Here is a 23,124-nt window from a genome sequence, read left to right as displayed (position 1 = left end):
GGCTCAGGTGTCGGCGGCGACGGCGTCGAGCGCCTTCTGCAGGTCCTCGGGGTAGTCGGTGCTGAAGGACATCCACTCGCCGGTGGCCGGGTGCTCGAAGCCGAGGGAGACCGCGTGCAGCCACTGCCGGGTGACGCCCAGCCGGGCCGCGAGCGTGGGGTCGGCGCCGTAGAGCATGTCGCCGACGCAGGGGTGGCGCAGGGCCGACATGTGCACGCGGATCTGGTGCGTACGCCCGGTCTCCAGCTTGATGTCCAGCAGCGAGGCCGCCCGGAACGCCTCGATCGTGTCGTAGTGAGTGACCGACGGCTTGCCGCCCGCGACCACGGCGAACTTGCCCTCGCCCGAGGGGTGGCGGTCGATGGGCGCGTCGACGGTGCCCCTGAACGGGTCGGGGTGGCCCTGCACCAGCGCGTGGTAGCGCTTGTCGACCGTGCGCTCCTTGAAGGCCCGCTTCAGCATCGAGTACGCGTGCTCGCTCTTGGCCACGACCATCGCGCCCGTGGTGTTGGCGTCGAGGCGGTGGACGATGCCCTGCCGCTCGGCCGCGCCGCTGGTGGCGATCGTGTGCCCGGCGCCGAGCAGGCCGCCGATCACTGTGGGGCCGGTCCAGCCGACGGTGGGATGGGCGGCCACCCCGATCGGCTTGTTGACCACGATGATGTCGTCGTCCTCGTAGACGATCGTCATGCCGGGCACCGGCTCGGCCACCGGCATCGGCGTGCTGACCGGGGGCGGCAGCGTCACCTCCAGCCAGGCGCCGGCGTGCACGCGGTCGGACTTGGCCGGCTGCCCGCCGTCGACCTGCACCTCGCCGGCGGCGATCAGCTCGGCCGCGCGGGTGCGCGAGAAGCCGAACAGCCGCGAGATCGCCGCGTCGACCCGCTCGCCCTCCAGCCCGTCGGGGACGGGCAGGCTCCGCCGCTCAGCCATCCTTGGGCTCCTTCCCGGTCTCCGCGGTGGTCCCCGCGGTGGTCTCCTCGGTGGTCTCGGTCTCCCTGGTGCCGTCGATCTGCACGTTGCGCCAGGCCAGCAGCACCGCCAGGATGCCGCCGCAGACGATCGCCGAGTCGGCGACGTTGAACACCGGGAAGTAGTCGATCACCGGGAAGTGCCCGGGCAGCACCTCGATGAAGTCCACGACGTGCCCCTGGAGCTGCGTGGACCGGCCGAACCCCGACGGGTAGCGCAGCAGCCTGTCGGTCAGGTTGCCGAGCGCCCCGCCGAGGAGCAGCCCGAGAGTGATCGCCCACGGCAGGCTGTGGAGCTTGCGCGCGGTGCGCACGATCGCCACCACCACGCCCGCCGCGATGAACGTGAACACGAACGTCATCCCCGTGCCGATGCTGAACGCCGCACCCGAGTTGAAGATCACCCGGAACTGCAGGACGTCCTGGAGGACGACGAGCGGCGCCTTGCCTTCGAGCGTTCGCAGCACGATCGTCTTGCTGATCAGGTCAGCCGCGTAGACGACGACCGCCAGCGAGGTGAGGATCGCGAGGAGACGTCCGCGTGGCCTGCCTAGCGGCGTTCCTCCTTCTGCTTGCAGGCCACGCACAGCGTCGCCCTCGGGAACGCCTGAAGACGTTCCTTGCCGATCGGCTTGTGGCACGATTCGCACACTCCATAGGTCCCTGCGTCGATCCTGGCGATCGCACGTTCGTTCTGCGCGACCAGATCGCGCGCATTCAGGGTAAGGGCGATCTCGCGTTCGCGCTCGTACGTCTTGGCGCCGGCGTCCGCCTGGTCGTCGCCCGCGCCCTGGGTGACGTCACCAGAGGCTATCTCCGACTCGTGGCGGAGGATGTCGGCCTCGAGCTCGTCGATCTCGGTCCGCAGCCTGCCGCGTACCTCGGCCAGCTCCTCTTCCGACCACATCGACGGTGTAGCGGTCTGCGTGACTGCCGCCATGGCTGCCTCCATGCTGATCAAGGCCGTGAATGGTGCGGGCAGCTTAGGATCCTCATAACGGAACGGCAAACGACCCGCCGGATGGTTTACCTCACCCGTACTATCCCGCCTCGCCCGTTCAACTCCTCCCCGGGGACGTCCATTCCCACAAATTTCCTCCTTGCGTACCAACGCCCCCGGCTGCGGGAGGAAACCTGGAAGTCTTCGGCTCCACTCTGCGTTATGGTTTGAGACTGCAAGGCGTTGATGGGGCCCCACCGCGAGCGATGCTGTGAGGGATATCACCCCGGAGCCGCCGGAAGAACGGCTCGGCAGAGCTCACTAGACCCGGCAGCAAGCGAATGAAGAGGGCCTCCCCGGAGGCCAAGAAGGGTGGTACCGCGGAGCCGCGAGGCTTCGTCCCTTCGCGCACGCCACAACCGGCCGACGACGCGTGGAGGTCCCGCCCGACATGTCTTCCCCATCATTCCGCTCTCTTCCCGCGCAGGTCGACCTGCCCGCGCTCGAGCGCGAGGTCCTCGACCGCTGGCGGGACGGGAAGATCTTCGAGCGGTCCGTCGAGCAGAACGCCGGCAACCCCGCCTGGGTGTTCTACGAGGGCCCGCCCACCGCCAACGGCCTGCCCGGCGTGCACCACGTCGAGGCCCGGGTGTTCAAGGACCTGTTCCCGCGCTACAAGTCGATGCGCGGCTTCAGCGTCCCGCGCAAGGCCGGCTGGGACTGCCACGGCCTGCCCGTCGAGGTCGGCATCGAGCGCGAGCTGGGCCTGACCGGCAAGAAGGACATCGAGGACTACGGCATCGCCGAGTTCAACGCCAAGTGCCGCGAGTCGGTGCTGCGGCACGTCGACGCGTTCGAGCAGATGACCGAGCGCATGGGTTACTGGATCGACCTGTCCCAGGCGTACCGGACGATGGACCCGTCCTACATCGAGTCGGTCTGGTGGTCGCTGAAGGTCGTCTTCGACAAGGGGCTGCTGTTCCGCGACTTCCGCATCACGCCGTACTGCCCGCGCTGCGGCACCGGCCTGTCCGACCACGAACTGGGCCAGCCGGGCGGCTACGAGAACGTCTCCAGCCCGTCGGTCTACGTGCGCATGCCCGTGACGTCCGGGCCGCTGGCCGAGCTGGGCGCGGCGCTGCTGATCTGGACCACCACCCCCTGGACGCTGGTGTCCAACACGGCCGTCGCCGTGCACCCCGACGTCACCTACGTCGCGGCCAGGACCGCCGACGGCGAGGTGCTGGTGGTGGCCGAGCCGCTGCTGTCGGTCCTCGGCGAGGACGTCACCGAGGTGGCCCGCTGCACCGGCCGCGAGCTGGAGCGCACCCGCTACAGCCGCCCCTTCGACCTGGTCGACATCCCCGGCGCCCACTACGTCGTGCTCGGCGACTACGTCACCGTCGAGGACGGCACCGGCCTGGTCCACCAGGCCCCCGCCTTCGGCGCCGACGACATGGCCGTCATCAAGCGGTACGACATGCCGATCGTCAACCCGATCGGCCCCGACGGCCGGTTCCTCGACGACGTGCCCATGGTCGGCGGCCGCTTCTTCAAGGACGCCGACGAGGAGCTCACCGAGGACCTGCGCCGGCGCGGCCTGCTGTACCGGGGCACCCACTTCGAGCACGCCTACCCCCACTGCTGGCGCTGCCACACCGCGCTGCTGTACTACGCGCTCCCGTCCTGGTACATCCGCACCACCGCGGTCAAGGACCAGATGTTGTCGGAGAACGCCAACACCAACTGGTTCCCCGAGACCATCAAGTGGGGCCGGTTCGGCGAGTGGCTGCGCAACAACGTCGACTGGTCGCTGTCGCGCTCGCGCTACTGGGGCACGCCGCTGCCGCTGTGGGTGTGCTCGGCCGACGAGAGCCACGTCACCTGCGTCGGCTCGCTGGCCGAGCTGAGCACGCTGGCCGGCCAGGACGTCTCCGCGCTCGACCCGCACCGCCCGTACGTCGACGACGTGACCTTCGACTGCCCCTCCTGCGGCGAGCTCGCCACCCGCGTGCCCGACGTCATCGACGCCTGGTACGACTCGGGCTCGATGCCGTTCGCGCAGTGGGGCGAGCACGGCAAGCCGGAGGGCGTCTACCCCGCGCAGTTCATCTGCGAGGCCACCGACCAGACCCGCGGCTGGTTCTACTCGCTGATGGCGGTCGGCACGCTGGTCTTCGGCCAGTCCTCCTACGAGAACGTGCTCTGCCTCGGCCTCATCCTGGCCGAGGACGGCCGCAAGATGAGCAAGCACCTGGGCAACATCCTGGAGCCGATCCCGCTGATGGACCAGCACGGCGCCGACGCGCTGCGCTGGTTCATGGCCTGCTCCGGATCGCCGTGGGCGGCCCGCCGGGTGGGGCACAACGCGCTGGAGGAGATCGTCCGCAAGGTCCTGCTGACCCTGTGGAACACCTCCTCCTTCTTCACCCTGTACGCCAACGCCGAGTCCTGGAGCCCGTCCGAGCCCGCTCCGCCGGCCGCCGAGCGTCCGCTGCTGGACCGCTGGGTGCTGGCCGAGCTGCACCGGACGGTCGCCGAGGTCACCGCGTCCCTCGACGAGTACGACACCCAGCGCGCCGGCCGCCGCCTGGCCGACTTCCTCGACGACCTGTCCAACTGGTACGTCCGCCGCTCGCGCCGCCGCTTCTGGCAGGGTTCGCGCGAGGCGTTCGCCACCCTGTACGAGTGCCTGGAGACGGTCACCCGGCTGATGGCGCCGATCACGCCGTTCGTCACCGACTACCTCTGGGACGTGCTGCGCGCGCCCGGCGCGCCCTCCTCGGTCCACCTGACCAGCTGGCCGCAGGTGCGCCAGGACCTGCTCGATCCGGCGCTGTCGGACCAGATGGCCCTGGTCCGCCGGCTGGTCGAGCTGGGCCGTTCGGCCCGCGCCTCCTCCGGCGTGAAGACGCGGCAGCCGCTGCGCCGGGCGCTGGTGGGCGCGCACGGCTGGCCGTCGCTGCCCGCCGAGCTGCGGGGGCTGGTGGCGGACGAGCTGAACGTCCAGGCCCTTGAGGACATGTCCGGATTCGACGCCGATCTCGTGTCGTACACGGTGAAGCCGAACTTCCGGGCGCTCGGGAAGCGGTTCGGGTCGCGTACCAAGCTGGTGGCCGCCGCGGTGACCGCCGCCGACGCCACCCGCGTGGCCCGTACGCTGCGTGGCGGCACCCCCGTCATGATCGAGGCGGACGAACTGGGCGAGATCATGCTCGGCCCCGACGAGGTGATCGTCACCGAGCAGCCGCGCGCGGGCTGGGCCGTGGAGACCGGCGCCATCGGCACCGGCACCGGCGAGACCGTCGCCCTCGACCTGGAGCTCTCCGACGAGCTGCGCCGCGCCGGCCTGCTGCGCGAGGTGATCCGGCTGGTCCAGGAGGCCCGCAAGTCCTCCGGCCTGTCGATCACCGACCGCATCGACCTGTGGTGGACGGCCTCCTCGCCCGACCTGGCCGCCGCGCTGCGCTCCGGCGGCGGCACGGTCGCCGACGAGGTCCTGGCCGCGTCCCTCACCGAGGGCGCCCAGGACGACCTCCCGGCCCACCACGACGAGGACCTGGGCCTGACGTTCCACCTCCGCCGCGCCTGACCCGGGCCGCGATCCGTCCACGCGGGGGCGCCACCGATCACCTCGGTGGCGCCCCCGCGCGCGTTCGCCTCCTCTCGCATTCCGAAGGGATCCAGTTCTGTGCCGACTCCGATCCGCCGCGCTTGCGCTCGGGTGTTCGTGGACGCGTCCACCGTCGACCTGACCGGCGAGGGTCTCGTGACGGAGTTCGCGTGGGACATGACCGCGACGGGCCTGGTCCAGGCCGATCCCGACGGCGACGGCGCGCGCGTCGTGTGCGGCCAGGAGGTCGGCGACATCGTCGTCACCGCCGAACTGTGGGACGCCGCCCCGCCGTTGACCACCGACGGCTGGCAGGACGTCGCCGAGGTGTCCGTCGCCTGGCGATCGGCGTTCATGGACTTCGCGACGACGGGCGACGGCGAGAACCCCGCCGCACAGCTGGAACTGCCCGGCCCCGGCGACTACCGGCTGCGCGTCCACGGACGCAACCGCGACGACGGCGACCCCCGGGACGACGACGCCCCCATCGAGGAGTACCTGATCCAGGTGTGGCCCGCCCCGCGGGCCGGGCCCGTCACGGCCAAGTCCACCAGCAGGACGGCGGCCGCGTGGAGAGCCCGGTGAGCTCTGCCTGGTCGCGGGGGCGTTCGGGGTTTCCCGGCGTACCTCGTCCGGAGAAGTGCGGACATGACGCGAATCGACACGCCGTGGGGCCCTTGGGAGGCCGCGCCCCTGGAGGAGCTCGTCGCGCCGCTGCGCCGTGACCGGCTCGCCGTCCGGCGGCTCCTGACCGGCTGGGACGTGCACGCCGCGATCAGACCCGGCGCACCCTGGCGCTTCCAGCTCATGCTCGACGAGTCTGCCGAGGACGAGTGGATCTACCGCCGCGACCCGCGGATCCGCCGTCCCCTGACAGCCCTGACAATCATGCGGGCCGACTTCCGGCACCTCGTCCCGGAGGTGCGGCTCCTCCACAAGTCCACGGCTCCCCGCCCCACCCCCGGTTCCTTCGCCTGCGCCACAGCCCCACCCCTGACGCCCGCCTTGGCGGACGCCGGACAAGCGCGGAAGGCCCGCTGATGTGAACGGCCTTTGAGCCCGCCCCATGGAGATGGGCGTCCTTGAGCCCCGAAGGCCCGCCGGTCAAGGCGCGGCGGGTCTGGGGCGGGTGGGGGTTACTTGGCCGTCTCGCGGTCGTGCTGGCACACCGGGCAGCTGGTCAGACCGGCGTCCTCGGCCTCGGGGATCGTCATGGTCTCCACGCCCGTCTCCCCCGCGCCCCTGATCAGCGGGCAGGTGGCGCTGTGGTAGCGACGGGTGCCGGTGATGACCTTGACCGTCCTTGGACGCCCGGCCGGACCGGACGTGCCGCCGGCCTCGCCCTTCGAGCCCTCACCCGTCTTGCCGGGCTTGGCGCCGGGCGTCTCGCCCTTCGCCGCGCTCTGCTTCGCCGGGCTCTCCTTGCCGGTCGTGCCGGGCTCGGTGTCCTTGCTCCCGGTCTTCGGCGCCGGGGCGGCCGCTCCCGCCGGACGGGCGGAAGGGGCCGGCGCAGCCCCAGAAGGCCGCTCGGACGCCCCGGAAGCCCCACCAGAGGGTTCCGGCTGGACCGGCAGCCCGGAGGCGGTCACACGAGGCTGCGGCGCCGTGTCCGGGTCGGACGCGTCGTCACCGTCATCGGCGGGCTGTTCGGCAGGCCGTGCGGGCCGGGCGGCGGGCCCGTCGGCGGGCCGTGCGGGCCGGTCAGTGGGCCCGTCGGCGGGCCGGGCGGCGGGCGACGGCCGGGCGGCCGAGGACGGCTTGCCCGGCGCGCTCTCGACCGGCTTGCCCAGCGCGCTCTCGACCGACTTGCCGGAACCAGCCGCGTCATCGCCCGTCTGGCCCGAAGCCGCCGCACCCGCACCCGCACCGGCCTTGGCCGCAGCCGCGCCCTTGGACGACCTGGCCGGAGCCTCACCCTCAGCCGACGGGCTCTCGGACGAGCCCTCGGGCGAACCCTCGGCCGAACTCTTGGCCGAACTCTTGGACGCCCCCGAAGCCGGCGCCCCCTTGGAGGCGGCGGCAGGGCGCGAAGGGGCGGCCGACGGGCCCTTGGCGTCGTCCGGCGAAGAGGGACGCGCGGGCCGCTCACGCTCAGACGGCGGCCGGAAGTAGGAAGTCTGGATCTCCCCCTGCTCGTCGTCCGGACCGACCTCGGAGTCAGGCGCGGCGGCGGGCGAGGAGGGGGACGTGGCCGGGTCGCTCGCCTGCGCGGCGGCGGCCGGACGGCCGAACCACCCGGTGGCGCCCTCCTCGCGGGGGGCGGCGGGCTCCGGGGTGGGGGTGGAAGCCTTCGTGTCGGGCTTCGGCGGTACGACCGGCGGGCGCAGGTCCCGGGTCTCCGCGGAGGTCTCGGCCCGGCTCTCCGCCACGGCGGAGGGGGTGGCACCGGGGCCGGGGGCGACGACGGGCTCGGGGTCGGCGGCAGGCGGCAACTGCCGTCCGCCGAGCGCGGCGTCCGGAAGGCACGTCGTGCAGGGCGTGAAGCCCTCCTCGCGTGCCTCCTCGTAGGTGAGCTCCTCGTGATCCCGTCCGGCCAGCTGGCGGCAGCCCGGCACGTGGTATCTCTTGCGGCCCGGGATCACCAGCACGATCGCGTCCGGCGAGATGCCGCTCGCCGCGGGGCGGCGAGGCGCGGAGGCCGGAACGGCGGTCCGCTGAAGCGTCTGCGGGTGCGGATGCGGGTGGGGCTGTGGCCGCGGGTGCGGCTGGGGCCCGGCAGGACCGGTCTGGTTGTACGGCAGGCCTGGCGGCGGGAGCGGGGCCGGAGGGGTGGCCGGCGCAGCGGCCCGCCCACCACCGGGAAACAGCTCGTGACGCCGCAGCAACGCCCCGATCACCAGGAACAGCGCGGACAGCACGCTGACCACGATGGACCACATGATCAGGAACGGCTTAGCCAGTACGAAGCCCGCGATCAGCAACACGACCGCCGCGAGCACCAAACCAGCACTGATAAGGATCACAGGGGGCTCTTTCGAGTGACAGGTCCTAGTGACCCGTTACTTTACCGGCGGTCGTTGTGCGGACCGTCGCCGCCGGGGAAGGCGCCCTGCGGAGCCTCGCCGCCGAACGGGTTGGGGCCACCGGGAAGAGGCTGCTGGCCACCCTGGGGAACCGCGTGCGACATGGCGGGGGCCTGACCCTGCGGACCGGACATGACCGGGAACCCGCCGCTGCCCTCCGCGGAGACGTTGAGCTCGGCGAGCTGGTTCTCCAGGTAGAGCTTGAGGCGGCTGCGGTACTCGCGCTCGAAGCTGCGCAGCTCCTCGACCTTGCGCTCGAGCTCGTCGCGGGTCTGCACCAGCGAGCCCATCGCCTGGCGGTGGCGCTCCTGAGCGTCGCGCTCAAGCGTCTCGGCGCGGGCGCGGGCGTCGCCGATGACCTGCTCGGCCTGGCGGCGGGCCTTGGTGAGGATCTCGTCGGCCTCGCGGCGGGCGCGGGTCACCGTCTCGTCCGCCTCCCGGCGGGCGTCGGCGATCGCCTGGTCGGCGGTCTGCTGGGCGAGGGCCAGCACGCGGGCCGCGGTGTCCATGTTGTCCTCGGCGGGAGGCATGCTCATGGCCACGGGCTGCGGCTCGGGGGCTCGCATCGGCTGCGGCTCGGGGGCCCGCATGGGCTCCGGCTGCGGCGGCGCCATCATCTCCGGCTTCGGCTGCTCCTGGACGGGCGCGGAGGCCATGGGCATGCCCATGCCGCCCGGCACCTTCCCACGCAGGCACTCGGCCAGTTTGGCGCGTAGCTCCTCGTTCTCTTGGATCAGGCGGTCGAGCTCAGCCTCCACCTCGTCGAGGAAGGCATCGACCTCCTCCTCGTCGTAGCCCGGCCGCAGCCGGGTGGTACTGAACTGCTTGTTCCGCACATCAGCGGGCGTCAGCGGCATTTTTTGGTCTCCTTGGCGCGCTTGGAGTCTGTCCGGAGGGACGGTGAACCCGAATCACTTCAGCGCGGACACGAGTTGGATCACGACCGGCCACCCCACCAGCCCGCCTCACCGGCCGCCCAGTGACCCAGCGATCTGGATCAAGATCAGAACGACGATGAACAGGACAGTGAAGCTTAGGTCAAAGGCCACCGTACCCAACCGGAGCGGGGGAATGAAACGGCGGAGGAACTTGAGAGGTGGGTCTGTCGCGGTGTACGTGGCCTCCGCCAGCACCAGCACGACCCCGGAAGGCCGCCACTGCCGGGCGAACGCCTGCACCGTCTCAAAGATCATCCTGCCGATGAGCAATACCAAATACAGAGACAGGACTACGACCAAGATCCCACTCACGATCTCCACGGCCCGGCCGCGCCTCCACTTCTGGTGTGCCCTCCCGGCCGCGCGTGGACCCGGTTGGGTGCGATGGACATACAGAGACTCTAACTCTGGTTGAAGAACCCGCGTTCCGCGATTCGGGCCTTGTCCTCGGCGGTCACCTCGACATTGGCAGGGGACAACAGGAACACCTTGTTGGTAACACGTTCAATGCTTCCATGTAGGCCGAAGACCAGACCTGCCGCGAAATCCACGAGCCGCTTCGCGTCGCTGTCAACCATTTCGGTCAGATTCATGATGACCGGGGTGCCGTCGCGGAAGTGCTCTCCGATGGTTCGGGCCTCGTTGTAGGTCCGGGGATGGAGGGTCGTGATGCGCGCCAGGTCGGTCGTGCGGCGCTCCAGGATCGTCGTGGCGGGCCTGGGCGCGGGGACCGCGGAGTCGGCCTCCTCGTCGCGGTCCTGGACGGCCACGGGCCGTTCCTCGCCGGTCCGCTGGACATCGTCGTCGTAGGCGTACTCGTCGGTGTAGGTCTCGTACCTCTCGTAGCGGTCGTCCTCCACGAGACCGAGGTAGACCGCCATCTTGCGCATCGCGCCGGCCATCGCTACGTCGTCCTCCTGCTCATGGTCGCACTGGCTCGGACCCGTCGCCGGGGCCGAGGCGGCAGCCGTACCCCCTTGGAGCTCACCGCGGATCGACCTCTACTTGATCATGGGCCTGAAGACCCACTTGAGGGGACATTACCTGACGAAGGGCCTGCGACGACCGAGCAACGCCGTACCGATCCGCACGTGTGTCGCACCGTACGCGACCGCCTCGTCGAGGTCCTGGCTCATGCCCGCGGAGACCATCGTGGCCCGCGAATGCTGCTCCTGGACGCGGGTCGCGACCTCGCGCAGCACGGCGAAGGCGCGGGCGGGCTCCACCCCCAGCGGGGCGACCGCCATGACGCCGCCCAGCCACACTCCGTCGGCCAGCGCCACCTCGTCGGCCAGCGCGAGCACGTCGGCGGGCCGGGCGCCGCCCCTGGAGGGGTCGTCGTCGAGCGCCACCTGGATCAGGCAGCCGACCTTGCGGCCCTGCCGCACGGCCTCCTTGCTGATCGCCTCCAGCAGCCGGAGGCGGTCGAGCGAGTGGATCACGTCGGCGTACCCGACGACGGACCGCACCTTGTTGGTCTGCAGCTGGCCGACGAAGTGCCAGGTCAGCGGCAGGCCGGCCAGCTCGTGCGCCTTGGGCGCGGCCTCCTGGTCGCGGTTCTCGCCGACGTCGCGCACACCCAGCTCGCACAGGATGCGCACGTCGTCGGCCGGTCTGGTCTTGGTGACCGCGATCAGGGTGACCTCGCCGCGGTCGCGGCCCACCGCGTGGCAGGCCGCGCCGATGCGGTCCTCGATCTCGGTGAGACCGGCCGCGATCTCGTCCCTCCGCACGTCTGTCTCCCTCTCCCTGCCTCCATCGCCCCGCAGTTCGGCCTGTACGCCGTACGCCACGATGGCCCCCTTTCCGTGCCGCGGGTCGGATCCCGGCACACACGACGGCGCCGCTCCCGTACGCCTGCGGGGAGCGGCGGTGGGTGGTGAGCTACTTGAGGAAGTCGGGGACGTCGAGCTCCTCCTCCTGCTCCTCGAAGATCACCCGAGGACGTTTGGGAGGCTCCGACATGCGGGAGGTGATGGGCGTGGGCGGGTTGGCCGGTTCTGGCGTGGGCCTCGGGATGGAGACCGGGGCCTGCGGCTCGTCGTCGCCGAGGGCGGCGACGGGCTCGGCGGGCTGGACCGACTCCACCGGCCGTACCGGCTCGGGACGCGGCTCCGGCCGGGGCTCAGGGCGCGGCTCCGGCCTGAACTCGCGCGACTCCGGGCGAGGCTCGGGGCGCGACTCGGGCCTGAACTCCTGCCTGGGCTCGGGCCTGAACTCCTGGCGCGGCTCCGGCCTGAACTCCTGGCGGGGCTCCGACCGGAGCTCGGCACGCGGCTCAGGACGCGGCTCGGGCCTCGGCTCAGGGCGCGGCGCGGGCGGCTCGGACTTCACGCTGGGCGAAGCCGGCACACCGGGCCGCAGGGCCGAGGACGACACCGGCGCAGCGGGCTGCGCGGCGGGCCGGGCGGCGGGCCTGGGCAGCGGCTTCTCGACCGGCGGCGGCACGTCGTCGAAGCCCGCCGCGATCACGGTGACCCGCACCTCGTCGCCGAGGGCGTCGTCGATGACCGTGCCGAAGATGATGTTGGCGTCGGGCGCGGCGGCCATCGAGACGAGCTGGGCCGCCTCGTTGATCTCGAACAGGCCGAGGTCGGAGCCGCCCGCGATCGACAGCAGCACGCCGTGGGCGCCGTCGATGCTCGCCTCCAGCAGCGGGCTGGAGACCGCCATCTCGGCGGCGGCGACCGACCGGTCGTCGCCGCGCGCGTGGCCGATGCCCATGAGCGCCGAGCCCGCGCCCGACATGACCGACTTGACGTCGGCGAAGTCGAGGTTGATCAGGCCGGGCGTGGTGATCAGGTCGGTGATGCCCTGGACACCGGACAGCAGCACCTGGTCGGCCGCCTTGAACGCGTCGAGCACGCTCACCTGGCGGTCGGAGATCGACAGCAGCCGGTCGTTGGGGATCACGATGAGGGTGTCGACCTCGTCGCGCAGTGTCTCTATGCCGGCCTCGGCCTGCGAGGCGCGACGCCGCCCCTCGAAGCTGAAGGGCCGGGTCACCACGCCGATCGTCAGCGCGCCGAGCGACCGGGCGATGTTGGCCACGACCGGCGCGCCGCCGGTGCCCGTGCCACCGCCCTCGCCGGCCGTGACGAAGACCATGTCGGCCCCCTTGAGGACCTCCTCGATCTCCTCACGGTGGTCTTCGGCCGCCTTGCGCCCCACGTCGGGGTTGGCTCCGGCGCCCAGTCCGCGCGTGAGCTCGCGGCCCACGTCGAGTTTCACATCGGCGTCACTCATCAGCAGCGCCTGGGCGTCGGTGTTTATGGCGATGAACTCGACGCCCTTGAGTCCCTCCTCGATCATCCGGTTGACGGCGTTCACTCCGCCGCCGCCAATGCCGACGACCTTGATGACCGCGAGGTAGTTCTGCGGTGCTGCCACGACGAGGGGCCTTTCCGCTCGTTGACTTGCCATTTCGGTGCGGATCGTCTCCGCTTTTTCTCAGTTTTCGTAACTCTCAACCTCAGGTTGAGATTTAGATTTATGTCAACCTGAGGATTGATACGGACAGTAGGAGGCCCCTACCAGGCGGGTCAACTAACCGCGCCGCAAGCACGTCCGGCGTGTCGCGGGCTGTCCGATTCGCTCCGGAGTCGCGCCTGGTCGGGGCCTTCCTCTGCCGAAGCTCCGATCTACAGGCTCTCACGCCGCGACCCCCACCTCGCACAGGCACGCGATGCCCTTGCCACGGAGTTGCCAGACCCTGACACTCGTGATCACTTCAAGGTGACGACGTCGGGAGAGCTGACGTCGTACAGGGTGGCCTTGCGGCTCAGGAGCGAGACCAGGATGCGGCCTTTCTCCTGCGGCCTGTCGGCCCCGCCCCACAGGACGGTACGGCCGTCGGACAGCTCCAGCGTCACGCCCTCGGCCGAGGCGGCGCGCACCTGCCGGACCTTGCCCGCCACCACCGGCGGCAACGCCTGGACGACCTGGAGCGCCGCCATGGTGGCCGGGTCGCCCGCGGCCGGCCGGTCGACCTTGAGCAACGGCAGCATGAACGGCGACGTGTCCTTGACCTCGATCACCACGCCCTGCTTGTCGACCACCGCGAACCGGCCGCCCGCGGGGATCACCGCGACCGGCTCGCGCTCGACCACCTCGATCCTGAGCGTGCCCGGCCACACCCGGTCGACCTTCGCCGTCGCGAGCTGCCGGATGCCGAGCACGCGCGCCTGGACGTCGGCCAGGTCGACCGTGGCCAGCGGATGCAGGTCGGGGACGGCGGCCTGCTGCTCGATGTGCTCGCTGGTCACTGTGAGATTTCCCACGATCTCGATCGACCGCACGCCCAGCACCGGCGAGAAGAACACCAGCCAGGCGGCCGAGCCGACCACCCCCGCCGTCAACAGCACCAGGAACGCGTTACGCGCCTTCATCGCCCTCCTCGCACGCCGGCTTCGAACGTACGCCGCCGGGCCGTCCGGCGCCCGCCCGCCACGCCCGTACGGCTCAGGACAGGCGCGCCACGAGCTGCGGCCCGAGCTCCGTCACGTCGCCCGCCCCCATCGTGAGCACGATGTCACCCGGCCGCGCCCGCCCGGCCACCAGGTCCGGCACCGCCGCCCGGTCGGGGGCGTAGGCCACCCGCTCGGCGGGCAGCGGCACGCGCCCGGCCACCATCGCGCCGGACACGCCCGGCTCGGGATCCTCCCGCGCGCCGTAGACGTCGAGGACGATGACCTCGTCGGCCAGCCCGAGGGCGGCGCCGAACTCGTCGGCGAAGAACCGGGTGCGCGAGTACAGGTGGGGCTGGAAGATCGCGATGACCCGGCCGGTGCCCGAGTAGGAGGCCACGACGTCGCGCGCGGCCCGCAGGTCGGCGGCCAGCTCGGTCGGGTGGTGGGCGTAGCTGTCGAACACCGCGACGCCGCCCGCCTCGCCCTTGGCCTCGAAGCGCCGCTTGGCCCCCGTGAAGGCCGCCAGGCCGTCTCTGATGTCCTCGAACGCCAGCCCCAGCTCGTCGGCCACGGCGATGGCGGCGGTGGCGTTGAGCGCGTTGTGCGCCCCGGGGACGGCCAGCCGCACGTCTCCCCTGCCCTCGATGGAGAACACCGTGCCGAACCCGTCGGGACGCACGCCGGTCACCCGGTAGTCCTCGCCCCGTTCGCCGTAGGTCCTGACCCGCAGCCCGCGCTCGCGCGCCCGCCCGACCAGCTCGGCGGCGCCCGGGTCGTCGGCGCAGACGATGAGCAGCGAGCCCACCCGGTCGGCGAAGCGGGCGAAGCTGTCGTGCACCGCGCGCGGGTCGCCGTAGTTGTCGAGGTGGTCGGCCTCGACGTTGGTCACCACGGCGATGTCGGGGGCCAGCATGAGGAAGGAGCCGTCGCTCTCGTCGGCCTCGGCCACGAACACCCGGCCCGCGCCCTCGTCGGCGCCCAGCCCGGTGGTGACGAGCTGGCCGCCCACGCAGTAGGACGGCTCGGCGCCGCACTTCTGCAGCGCCACGGTGAGCATGGAGGTGGTGGTGGTCTTGCCGTGGGTGCCGGCGATGGCCACGCCGGTGCGGCCGGCCATCACCGAGGCCAGCGCGGCGGCCCGCGGGATGATCCGCAGGCCCTGCTTGAGCGCCTCGCCCAGCTCGGGGTTGGAGTCGCGGATGGCGGTGGAGACGACCACGGTGTCGACGTCCCTGATGTGCGAGGCGGCGTGCCCGATGTGCACGGTCGCGCCCAGTTCGCGCAGCTCGGTCACCAGCTCGGAGCTGCGCGCGTCGCTTCCGGTGACGCGGACGCCGCGCTTGAGCAGGATGCGGGCGATGCCCGACATGCCCGCGCCGCCGATGCCGATGAAGTGCACGCGGCCGAGGTCTTCGACGGCTACGGGATCGACCAGCTTGACGAGACTCATCGGGCTATCTCCAACACTTTCCTGGCAAGCATGATATCGGCGTCCTTGCGCCCCAGCCGGGAGGCGGCCTCCGACATGACGGCGACCCGTTCGGGGTCGTGGAGCATGGGCAGCACGTTCTGGATGATCCAATCGGGTGACAGGTCGGAGTCGTCGACCATCAGGCCGCCGCCGCCGCGCACGACGCGCTCGGCGTTGACGGTCTGCTCGCCGTTGCCGTGCGGCAGCGGCACGTACGCGGCCGGCAGCCCCACGGCCGTCAGCTCGGCGCAGGTCAGGGCCCCGCTGCGGCACAGCGCGACGTCGGCGGCGGCGTAGGCGAGGTCCATGCGGTCGACGTAGGGCAGCAGCACGTACTGGGGGTCGCCGGGCGGCGGCTCGTGCTCGACGGTGTTGTTCAGCCCGAGCACGTGGAGCACCTGGATGCCGGCCCGGCGCAGCACCGGCGCGGCGGCCAGCGCGGCCTGGTTGAGCGACCTGGCGCCCTGCGAGCCGCCGAACACCAGCAGCGTGGGCCGGTCGTTCTCCAGCCCGAACCAGGAGCGCGCCTTGTCGCCGGTGGACAGCCGGTCGAGCGTGACGATCTCGCGGCGCAGCGGGGTGCCGATGAACTCGGCCTTGGGCAGCGCGGCGTCGGGGAAGCCGGTGAAGACGTGGTCGGTCAGCCGGGCGCCCAGCCGGTTGGCCAGGCCGGGACGGGGATTGGCCTCGTGGACGACGATCGGCAGCCCCTTGCGCTTGGCCGCCAGGTAGGCGGGCGTGGCGACGTAGCCGCCGAACCCGACCAGGATGTCGGCGCCGACCCGGTCGAGGACGCCCGACACGGCGTTGATCGCCCCGGCCAGCCGGCCCGGCACGGTCAGCAGGCTCGGGGTGATCGCCCTGGGCAGCGGCACGGCCGGCACCAGTTCGAGATCGTAGCCCCTGGCGGGCACGAGCCGCGTCTCCAGGCCGCGCTCGGTGCCCACGCAGGTGATGCCGACGCTCCGGTCAAGATGGCGCAGCGCGTCCGCAAGGGCGAGCGCGGGCTCGATGTGCCCGGCCGTCCCCCCACCGGCGAGGACCACCCTCATCTCGGTCACTCCCTAACGTCTCACTCGGCCTCTGGACGTACCCCCCAGGCCAAGCCAGCTTAGGCCCCGTGCGGCGGGTCCGGGGCCACGCGCGGCCAAGGCTTCGCGCGCGCCGGGCTCGCGTTTGGCGAACGACAGCAGGATGCCCAGCGCGGCGAGCGTGGGGAGCAGGGACGACCCGCCGTAGGAGACCAGCGGCAGCGGGATGCCGGTGATGGGCAGGACGCCGAGCACCGCGCCCATGTTGACGGCCGCCTGCCCGACGATCCAGGCCACCATGGCGGCCGCCGCCAGGCGGACGAAGCCGTCGTTGACCCGGACCGCGACCCGCAGCCCGGCGTAGCCGAGCAGGCCGAACAGCGCCACCACCATCAGCGTGCCCATCAGCCCGAGCTCCTCGCCGAGGATGGCGAAGATGAAGTCGCTCTCGCCGTGGGGCAGCCAGCTCCACTTCTGGCGGCTGCTGCCCAGGCCGAGCCCGAACCAGCCGCCCGAGCCCATCGCGATCTGCCCCTGCACGGCCTGGTAGCCGGCGCCCTGGGCGTCGGCCCACGGGTCGAGGAAGGCCCCGATGCGCTTCATCCGGTACGGCTCCACCTTGATCATGATGACCGCGGCCAGCACCGCCAGCGCCAGGATGCCGCCGAACAGCTTGATCGGCGCCCCCACCACCCACAGCAGCGCCAGGAAGATCATGAAGAGCACGAGGGTGGTGCCGAGGTCGCGGCCGAGCAGGACCATGACGACCAGGATCGCGGTGCCGGGCATGAGCGGGATCAGCATCTGCCGCCACTCGATCCGGCCCTGCCTGGCCCGTCTGGCCAGCAGGTCGGCCCCCCACAGCACGAGCGCCAGCTTGGCCGGCTCGGACGGCTGGAGGGTGAACGGGCCGAGGTAGATCCACCGCTGCGCGCCCAGCTCGGACTCGCCGATGAACAGCACCATGACCAGCGCCAGCACCGCCAGCGCCATGAGCGGGTAGCCCGCCCAGCGGAAGAACTTCGGCGGCAGGCGCGAGCAGGCGTACATCACGGGCACGCCGACGCCGGCCGACAACGACTGCTTGATGAACCACGAGAACGGGTTGCCGGTCTTCTGCTGGGCCTCGATCGCGGAGGCCGACAACACCATCATGAGCCCGAGCGCGAGCAGCAGCGCGCTGCACATGATGATCAGGTAGTAGGTCGTCAGCGGCTTGTCGAGCAGTTCCTTCAGCACGGCGCGCTGCTCGCGGACCCAGCTCGCCGGGCCCTCCTGGGCCTTGGACCGGGCGGGCTCGCCGGCGGCCGGACGGGCGCCGGCGGTGCCGGTGCTACTGCTCACGCCGCCGCCTCAGCTCGTGGACGGCACGGGCGAAGGCCTCCCCTCGTGCCGGATAGCCGGGGAACATGTCGAGCGAGGCGCCCGCTGGGGAGAGCAGCACGGTGTCCCCGGGGGAGGCCAGCCGCGCGGCTTCGGTGACGACGGTGTCCATCACACCAGTGTCTTGGCCCGGGATGTCCACGACGGGGACATTCGGCGCGTGTCGCGCGAGTGCTTCGGCGATCGCCGCGCGGTCGGCGCCCAGCAGCACCGCGCCGCGCAGCCGGGGCGCGGCCCGCCGGACCAGGTCGTCGACGTCGGCGCCCTTGAGCTGACCGCCCGCCACCCACACGATCGACGGGTAGGCGCTCAGCGCGGCCGCGGCGGCGTGCGGGTTGGTGGCCTTGGAGTCGTCGACGTAGTCGACGTCGCCGACCCGGTCGACGTGGGACAGGCGGTGGGGGTCGGGCTTGAAGGCGCGCAGGCCCAGCCGTACGGCCTCGGACGGCACGCCGAGCGAGCGGGCCAGGGCGGCGGCGGCCAGGGCGTTGGCCACGTTGTGGGGGGCCAGGGGCCGGATGTCGGCGAACGTGGCCAGCTCTTCCGCCGCCTCGACCGGGTCCGCCACGAACGCCCGGTCGACCAGCAGGTCTTCGACCACGCCGATCTGGCCGCTGCGCGGCGCCCGCAGCGTGAAGCCGACGGCGCCCTGGTAGGGCTCGGCCAGGCGGGCGCACTCGGGGTCGTCGGCGTTGTAGATCACGGTGCCGGCGCGTTCGTAGATGCGGCCCTTGGCGGCGGCGTACTCGGCCATGGAGCCGTGCCAGTCGAGGTGGTCGGGGGCGATGTTCAGGATCGCCGCGGCGTGCGGGGCCAGGGTGCTGGACCAGTGGAGCTGGAAGCTGGACAGCTCGACGGCCAGGGCGTCGTACGGCTCGGCGACGGCGTGGACGACCGGGACGCCCACGTTCCCCACGGCCAGGGCGTCGAGCCCGGCGGCCTGGAGGATCGAGGTGAGCATGCGCACGGCCGTGGTCTTGCCGTTGGTGCCGGTCAGCGCGAGCCAGGGGGCGGCGTGCGGCGGGCGCAGCCGCCAGGCCAGCTCCACCTCGCCGACGACCTCGACGCCGGCCGCCAACGCGGCGGCGACCAGCGGGTGGTGCGGGGCCCAGCCGGTGGTGACGAGCCTGGTCGTGCCCTCGGGCAGCACCATCTCGCCGAACCTGGTCTCGACTCCGGCGCGGGCCAGCTCGGCCGCGGCGGCCAGCTGCCGCTCACCCTCCACGGCCTCCACGACCACGACCCGCTCGCCGCGTCCGGCCAGCGCCCCGGCCACCGCGGTGCCGGAGACGCCGAGCCCGGCCACGCACGTCAACGTCATGGCTTGGGCATCCACTCGACGTAGAACAGCCCGAGCCCGAGCGCCGCGCAGAGCCCGGCGATCAGCCAGAACCGCACCACGATCGTGGTCTCGGCCCAGCCCTTCAGCTCGAAGTGGTGCTGCAGCGGCGCCATCCTGAACACCCGTTTCCCGGTCATCTTGAAGAACCCGACCTGGATGATGACGGACGCCGTGATGATCACGCACAGCCCGGCCAGGATGATCAGCAGGAGCTGCGTGCGGGTGGCGATGGCCAGGCCGGCCAGCACGCCGCCCAGGGCCAGCGAGCCGGTGTCGCCCATGAAGATCTTCGCCGGCGGGGCGTTCCACCACAGGAACCCGACCAGCGCCCCCAGCACGGCCGCGGCCACCACCGACAGGTCGAGCGGGTCGCGCACCCAGTAGCAGTTGGGCCCGAGCTGGTCGATGCAGTTGTTGCGGAGCTGCCAGTTGCCGATCAGCACGTACGCGCCGAGCACGACGCCGGTCGCGCCGCTGGCCAGGCCGTCGAGGCCGTCGGTGAGGTTCACGGCGTTGGAGAAGCCGACGATCATGAACAGCACCCAGATGGTGAAGCCGACGATGCCGATCGAGGGGCCGATGTCGCGCAGGAACGACAGCCGGGTCTCGGCGGGGGTGATGCCGTAGACGTTGGGCTGGCGGGTGATCAGCACGGCGAACACGGCGCCGACGACGAGCTGGCCGAGGGCCTTGGCGCCGCTGCGCAGGCCCAGGCTGCGCTGCTTGTAGATCTTGATGAAGTCGTCGAGGAAGCCGACCGCGCCGAGGCCGGTCATCAGGAACAGCACGAGCATGCCCGACACCGTCGGCGGCGACAGCGTGGCCAGGTGGGAGCCGCCGTAGGCCAGCAGCGCGGCCAGCACGAACACGATGCCGCCCATGGTGGGGGTGCCGCGCTTGCCCAGGTGGGCCTGCACTCCCTCCTCGCGGATCTCCTGGCCGTAGCCGCGCCGCGAGAACAGCCTGATCGCCAAGGGGGTCCCCAGCATCGACAGGACGAGGCCCACCGCGCCGGCGATGACGATGTTGATCACTGAGCGGCACCTCCGAGAAGGAGCTCCGCCGTGCGTTCCAGGCCCATCGCGCGGGGGCCCTTGACGAGCACCGCGTCGCCGGGGCGCAGCAGGCCGGCCAGTGCGGCCGCCGCTGCCTCGGCATCTGGGACATGTACGATCCGGGTCATCTGGGGAGCATATGGCCCTCCGCCACCTGGCGGTCCCGCGGCGGCCGAGGCCGCCTCGTTCGCGCCCTCCAGCACCGGGCCGGCGTCGGGACCGACGACGACCAGGCCCGTCAGGCCCGAACCGCCCGCCAGCCGCCCCAGTTCGGCGTTGAGCGCCGCGCTCTCCTCGCCCAGCTCGCGCAGCGCCGCGATGACCGCGAACCGCCGCCGCTCCTGCCCCATCACGCCGAACATGTCGAACGCGGCCCGCATCGAGTCGGGGTTGGCGTTGTAGGCGTCGTTGACCACCGTGACGCCGTCGGGCCGGTCGGTGACCTCCATGCGCCAGCGGCTGCGCGGCGTGGCCTCCGACAGCTCCTCGGCGATCGTGGCGACCGGCAGGCCGAGCTCGTAGGCCGCGGCGGCGGCGGCCAGGGCGTTCTCCACGGCGTGGGCGCCGTAGAGCTGGAGCGTGACCGGCGCGGCCCCGGACGGCGTGCGCAACGTGAACGAGGCCCGCCCGCGCCCGTCGACCGTCTCCTGCTCGGCCCTGATGGCCGCGCCCTCGCCGCGCCCGAAGTACGTGACGCGCGCGTCGGTGCGCGAGGCCATCTGCGACACCAGCGGGTCGTCGGCGTTGAGCACCGCCACCCCGGTGCGCGGCAGCGCCTCCACCAGCTCGCCCTTGGCCTTGGCGATGGCCTCCTTGCCGCCGAACACGCCGAGGTGCGCGGTGCCGACGTTGAGCACGACGCCGATCGCCGGCGGGGCGATGCGGGTGAGGTCCTTGATGTGGCCGATGTTGCGGGCGGCCAGTTCGAGCACCATGAACCGGGTGTCGACGTCGGCGCGCAGCACGGTCAGCGGGTGGCCCAGCTCGTTGTTGAAGCTGCCGACGGGCGCGATGGTCGGGCCCATCCGGCCGGCCAGCCTGGCCAGCAGGTCTTTGGTGCTGGTCTTGCCCGCCGAGCCGGTCACGCCGATCACGGTGGCCTGCGGCAGCGCGGCGGCCTGCGCGGCGGCCAGCTCCGCCAGCGCGACCGCGGCGTCGGGGACGATCACCGCCGGCGCGTCGACCGGCCTGGAGGCCAGGACGGCGACCGCTCCGGCCCGGATCGCCTGCGCGGCGTAGTCGTGGCCGTCGACCCGCTCGCCGGCGAGGGCGACGAACAGCGATCCCGGCTCCACCGCGCGTGAGTCGATCACTACGGGCCCGCGCACGACGGCGCGGGGGTCTGCCATGCCCGACAGGGCGCCCGAGGTTATCTCGGCGATCCTGGCCAGCGGCAACGGGATCATCGGTGCTTCCTGCTTTCCTTGCGTGCGTCGATCGCTTCGGCGACCACTTCGCGGTCGTCGAACGGGATCACTTCGCCAGAGACGTACTGGCCCTGCTCGTGACCCTTGCCCGCGACGACGATCACGTCGCCGCGGCCGGCCCGGCCGACGGCCAGGTCGATCGCGGCCGCGCGGTCGGGCTCAATGATCACATGGGCGCGGTCGCGGGGCGGAACGCCGAGCGCTCCCTCCATCATCGCGGCCAGGATGGCGAGCGGATCCTCCGAGCGCGGGTTGTCGTTGGTGAAAATCGCCACATCGGCCAGCCGGGCGGCGATCTCGCCCATGATCGGGCGTTTGCCGGTGTCGCGGTCGCCGCCGCAGCCCAGCACGATCGTCAGCGTGCCCGCGGTCACCTCACGCAGCGAGCGCAGCACCGACTCCACGGCGCCCGGCTTGTGGGAGTAGTCCACGAGCGCCTGGAACTCCTCCTCGGCGGGGGTGATGCGCTGCATGCGACCGGGCACCCCGGTGAGGCTGCCCACGCCGTGCACGGCGGTCTGGAGCGGCACCCCCGACTCCACCAGGCAGACGATCGCGCCGAGCGCGTTGGCGACGTTGAAGGGGCCGGGCAGCGAGATCTGCGCGTCGGCCTCGACCCCGCCGGGACCGGCCACCCGGAACGCGCTGCCGTCGGCGCCGAGCCGGACCTCCAGCGCCCGCCACTCCGCCTCCGGGTCGCCGAGCGCCGAGAACGTGGTCATCGGCACCTTGGCCCGGTGCAGCAGCTCCCGGCCGTGCGGGTCGTCGATGTTGGTCACGCCGACGCGGCTCAGCTCGGGCTGGAACAGCCTGGCCTTGGTGGCGAAGTAGTCCTCGAAGTCCTTGTGGAAGTCGAGGTGGTCCTGGGAGAGGTTGGTGAACAGCGCGACGTCGTAGAAGATGCCGTCGACCCGGCCGAGCGCCAGCGCGTGGCTGGAGACCTCCATGGTGGCCGCGGTGACCCCCTGCTCGCGCATCAGCGCGAACAGGGCGTGCAGCTGCGGGGCCTCCGGCGTGGTCAGCGTGGGCTCGAAGCGGAGGTCTCCGGCGGCGATCTCGACGCCGCCGACCAGGCCCGTCGTGTGGCCGGCCGCCCGCAGGCCGGCCTCCACCATGAAGGTGGTGGTGGACTTGCCGCTCGTGCCGGTCACCCCGATGACCTGGACGTCGTGGGCCGGCTGGCCGTAGACCCAGGAGGAGACCTGCCCGAGCAGCACGCGCGGATCGGGCACGATCAGCACCGGCAGGCCGGTGGCCACGGCGGCCTCCCGCCCGGCCGGGTCGGTGAGGACGGCCACGGCTCCGCGCGCCATCGCCTCTGCGGCGAAGGTCGCGCCGTGCACGCGGTTGCCCGGCAGCGCCACGTAGAGATCGCCGCGCTGCACGGCGCGGGAATCGATGGTGACGCCGGTCAGGGCGGCATGGGGCGACCTCGACGTGCCGGAATCGGCGTCGAGCATGGTCGCGAGCCCGGTCAGCGGACGGGGCGGGCTGGTCTTGGGACGCATAGACGACGGGGGA

General features: G+C 72.0%; 20 protein-coding genes. 3 read left to right on the top strand and 17 right to left on the bottom strand.

The window, feature by feature from the left end; translation table 11 throughout:
• Positions 1-3: 3 nt before the first annotated feature.
• From ACIBQ6_RS18370 to ACIBQ6_RS18360, 3 genes are read right to left on the bottom strand one after another with little or no spacing between them, the layout of a single operon-like run.
• On the bottom strand, positions 4-933 hold the full coding sequence (locus ACIBQ6_RS18370; protein ID WP_358293923.1) for an RluA family pseudouridine synthase: 930 nt from the start codon (positions 931-933) through the stop codon (positions 4-6).
• Complete coding sequence (gene lspA / locus ACIBQ6_RS18365; protein WP_358293924.1) at positions 926-1,558, bottom strand: signal peptidase II; 633 nt, start codon at positions 1,556-1,558, stop codon at positions 926-928. The genes ACIBQ6_RS18370 and lspA overlap by 8 nt, the downstream gene beginning before the upstream one ends.
• Positions 1,522-1,911, bottom strand: coding sequence for a TraR/DksA C4-type zinc finger protein (locus tag ACIBQ6_RS18360; RefSeq protein ID WP_357705396.1), 390 nt, complete (start codon positions 1,909-1,911; stop codon positions 1,522-1,524). Before ACIBQ6_RS18360 ends, lspA begins: the two co-directional genes overlap by 37 nt.
• A 451-nt stretch (positions 1,912-2,362) precedes the next feature.
• Here ACIBQ6_RS18360 and ileS point away from each other — a divergent pair, with 451 nt between their 5' ends.
• From ileS to ACIBQ6_RS18345, 3 genes are all read left to right on the top strand, one after another.
• Complete coding sequence (gene ileS, locus ACIBQ6_RS18355; protein WP_397213111.1) at positions 2,363-5,503, top strand: isoleucine--tRNA ligase; 3,141 nt, start codon at positions 2,363-2,365, stop codon at positions 5,501-5,503.
• A gap of 138 nt (positions 5,504-5,641) precedes the next feature.
• Complete coding sequence (locus ACIBQ6_RS18350) at positions 5,642-6,109, top strand: hypothetical protein (RefSeq protein ID WP_397213109.1); 468 nt, start codon at positions 5,642-5,644, stop codon at positions 6,107-6,109.
• Between the two features lie 63 nt (positions 6,110-6,172).
• Positions 6,173-6,565 (top strand): hypothetical protein, encoded by a 393-nt coding sequence (locus tag ACIBQ6_RS18345; protein ID WP_397213107.1) that lies wholly within the window; start codon positions 6,173-6,175, stop codon positions 6,563-6,565.
• Positions 6,566-6,660: 95 nt separating this feature from the next.
• Here ACIBQ6_RS18345 and ACIBQ6_RS18340 read toward each other — a convergent pair whose 3' ends face one another.
• From ACIBQ6_RS18340 to ACIBQ6_RS18275, 14 genes are all read right to left on the bottom strand, one after another.
• The gene (locus tag ACIBQ6_RS18340) at positions 6,661-8,487 is read right to left on the bottom strand and encodes a hypothetical protein (RefSeq protein WP_397213105.1); all 1,827 of its coding nucleotides are present in this window, start codon (positions 8,485-8,487) and stop codon (positions 6,661-6,663) included.
• 41 nt (positions 8,488-8,528) lie between these two features.
• On the bottom strand, positions 8,529-9,404 hold the full coding sequence (locus ACIBQ6_RS18335) for a DivIVA domain-containing protein (RefSeq protein ID WP_352325076.1): 876 nt from the start codon (positions 9,402-9,404) through the stop codon (positions 8,529-8,531).
• Between the two features lie 108 nt (positions 9,405-9,512).
• Positions 9,513-9,806: a YggT family protein gene (locus tag ACIBQ6_RS18330; RefSeq protein WP_125630468.1), complete on the bottom strand. Its 294-nt coding sequence runs from the start codon at positions 9,804-9,806 to the stop codon at positions 9,513-9,515.
• An 80-nt stretch (positions 9,807-9,886) separates the two neighbouring features.
• On the bottom strand, positions 9,887-10,387 hold the full coding sequence (locus tag ACIBQ6_RS18325) for a cell division protein SepF (protein WP_357968056.1): 501 nt from the start codon (positions 10,385-10,387) through the stop codon (positions 9,887-9,889).
• Between the two features lie 138 nt (positions 10,388-10,525).
• Positions 10,526-11,218, bottom strand: a complete 693-nt coding sequence (locus ACIBQ6_RS18320; RefSeq protein ID WP_397213103.1) for a YggS family pyridoxal phosphate-dependent enzyme — start codon at positions 11,216-11,218, stop codon at positions 10,526-10,528.
• 151 nt (positions 11,219-11,369) lie between these two features.
• Positions 11,370-12,875: a cell division protein FtsZ gene (gene ftsZ, locus ACIBQ6_RS18315; RefSeq protein ID WP_397213101.1), complete on the bottom strand. Its 1,506-nt coding sequence runs from the start codon at positions 12,873-12,875 to the stop codon at positions 11,370-11,372.
• Between the two features lie 335 nt (positions 12,876-13,210).
• Positions 13,211-13,873 (bottom strand): FtsQ-type POTRA domain-containing protein, encoded by a 663-nt coding sequence (locus ACIBQ6_RS18310; protein ID WP_358293935.1) that lies wholly within the window; start codon positions 13,871-13,873, stop codon positions 13,211-13,213.
• A gap of 73 nt (positions 13,874-13,946) precedes the next feature.
• Positions 13,947-15,344 (bottom strand): UDP-N-acetylmuramate--L-alanine ligase, encoded by a 1,398-nt coding sequence (gene murC / locus ACIBQ6_RS18305; protein ID WP_358293937.1) that lies wholly within the window; start codon positions 15,342-15,344, stop codon positions 13,947-13,949.
• Positions 15,341-16,417 carry an undecaprenyldiphospho-muramoylpentapeptide beta-N-acetylglucosaminyltransferase gene (gene murG / locus ACIBQ6_RS18300; protein WP_352358438.1) on the bottom strand — a complete coding sequence of 359 codons (1,077 nt, stop codon included), beginning with the start codon at positions 16,415-16,417 and terminating at the stop codon, positions 15,341-15,343. Before murG ends, murC begins: the two co-directional genes overlap by 4 nt.
• A 12-nt stretch (positions 16,418-16,429) precedes the next feature.
• Positions 16,430-17,740, bottom strand: coding sequence for a putative lipid II flippase FtsW (gene ftsW, locus ACIBQ6_RS18295; protein WP_358293940.1), 1,311 nt, complete (start codon positions 17,738-17,740; stop codon positions 16,430-16,432).
• Positions 17,730-19,100 (bottom strand): UDP-N-acetylmuramoyl-L-alanine--D-glutamate ligase, encoded by a 1,371-nt coding sequence (gene murD / locus ACIBQ6_RS18290; protein ID WP_358293942.1) that lies wholly within the window; start codon positions 19,098-19,100, stop codon positions 17,730-17,732. The genes ftsW and murD overlap by 11 nt, the downstream gene beginning before the upstream one ends.
• Positions 19,097-20,155, bottom strand: coding sequence for a phospho-N-acetylmuramoyl-pentapeptide-transferase (gene mraY, locus ACIBQ6_RS18285; protein WP_352325068.1), 1,059 nt, complete (start codon positions 20,153-20,155; stop codon positions 19,097-19,099). The genes murD and mraY overlap by 4 nt, the downstream gene beginning before the upstream one ends.
• On the bottom strand, positions 20,152-21,582 hold the full coding sequence (murF, locus tag ACIBQ6_RS18280) for a UDP-N-acetylmuramoyl-tripeptide--D-alanyl-D-alanine ligase (RefSeq protein ID WP_397213098.1): 1,431 nt from the start codon (positions 21,580-21,582) through the stop codon (positions 20,152-20,154). The genes mraY and murF overlap by 4 nt, the downstream gene beginning before the upstream one ends.
• Positions 21,579-23,111, bottom strand: a complete 1,533-nt coding sequence (locus tag ACIBQ6_RS18275) for a UDP-N-acetylmuramoyl-L-alanyl-D-glutamate--2,6-diaminopimelate ligase (protein ID WP_397213096.1) — start codon at positions 23,109-23,111, stop codon at positions 21,579-21,581. The genes murF and ACIBQ6_RS18275 overlap by 4 nt, the downstream gene beginning before the upstream one ends.
• Positions 23,112-23,124 lie beyond the last annotated feature (13 nt).

The sequence above is a fragment of the Nonomuraea sp. NPDC049655 genome (assembly GCF_044465465.1).
Taxonomy (GTDB): Bacteria; Actinomycetota; Actinomycetes; order Streptosporangiales; family Streptosporangiaceae; genus Nonomuraea.
This window is presented reverse-complemented; position numbering and strand designations above follow the sequence as displayed.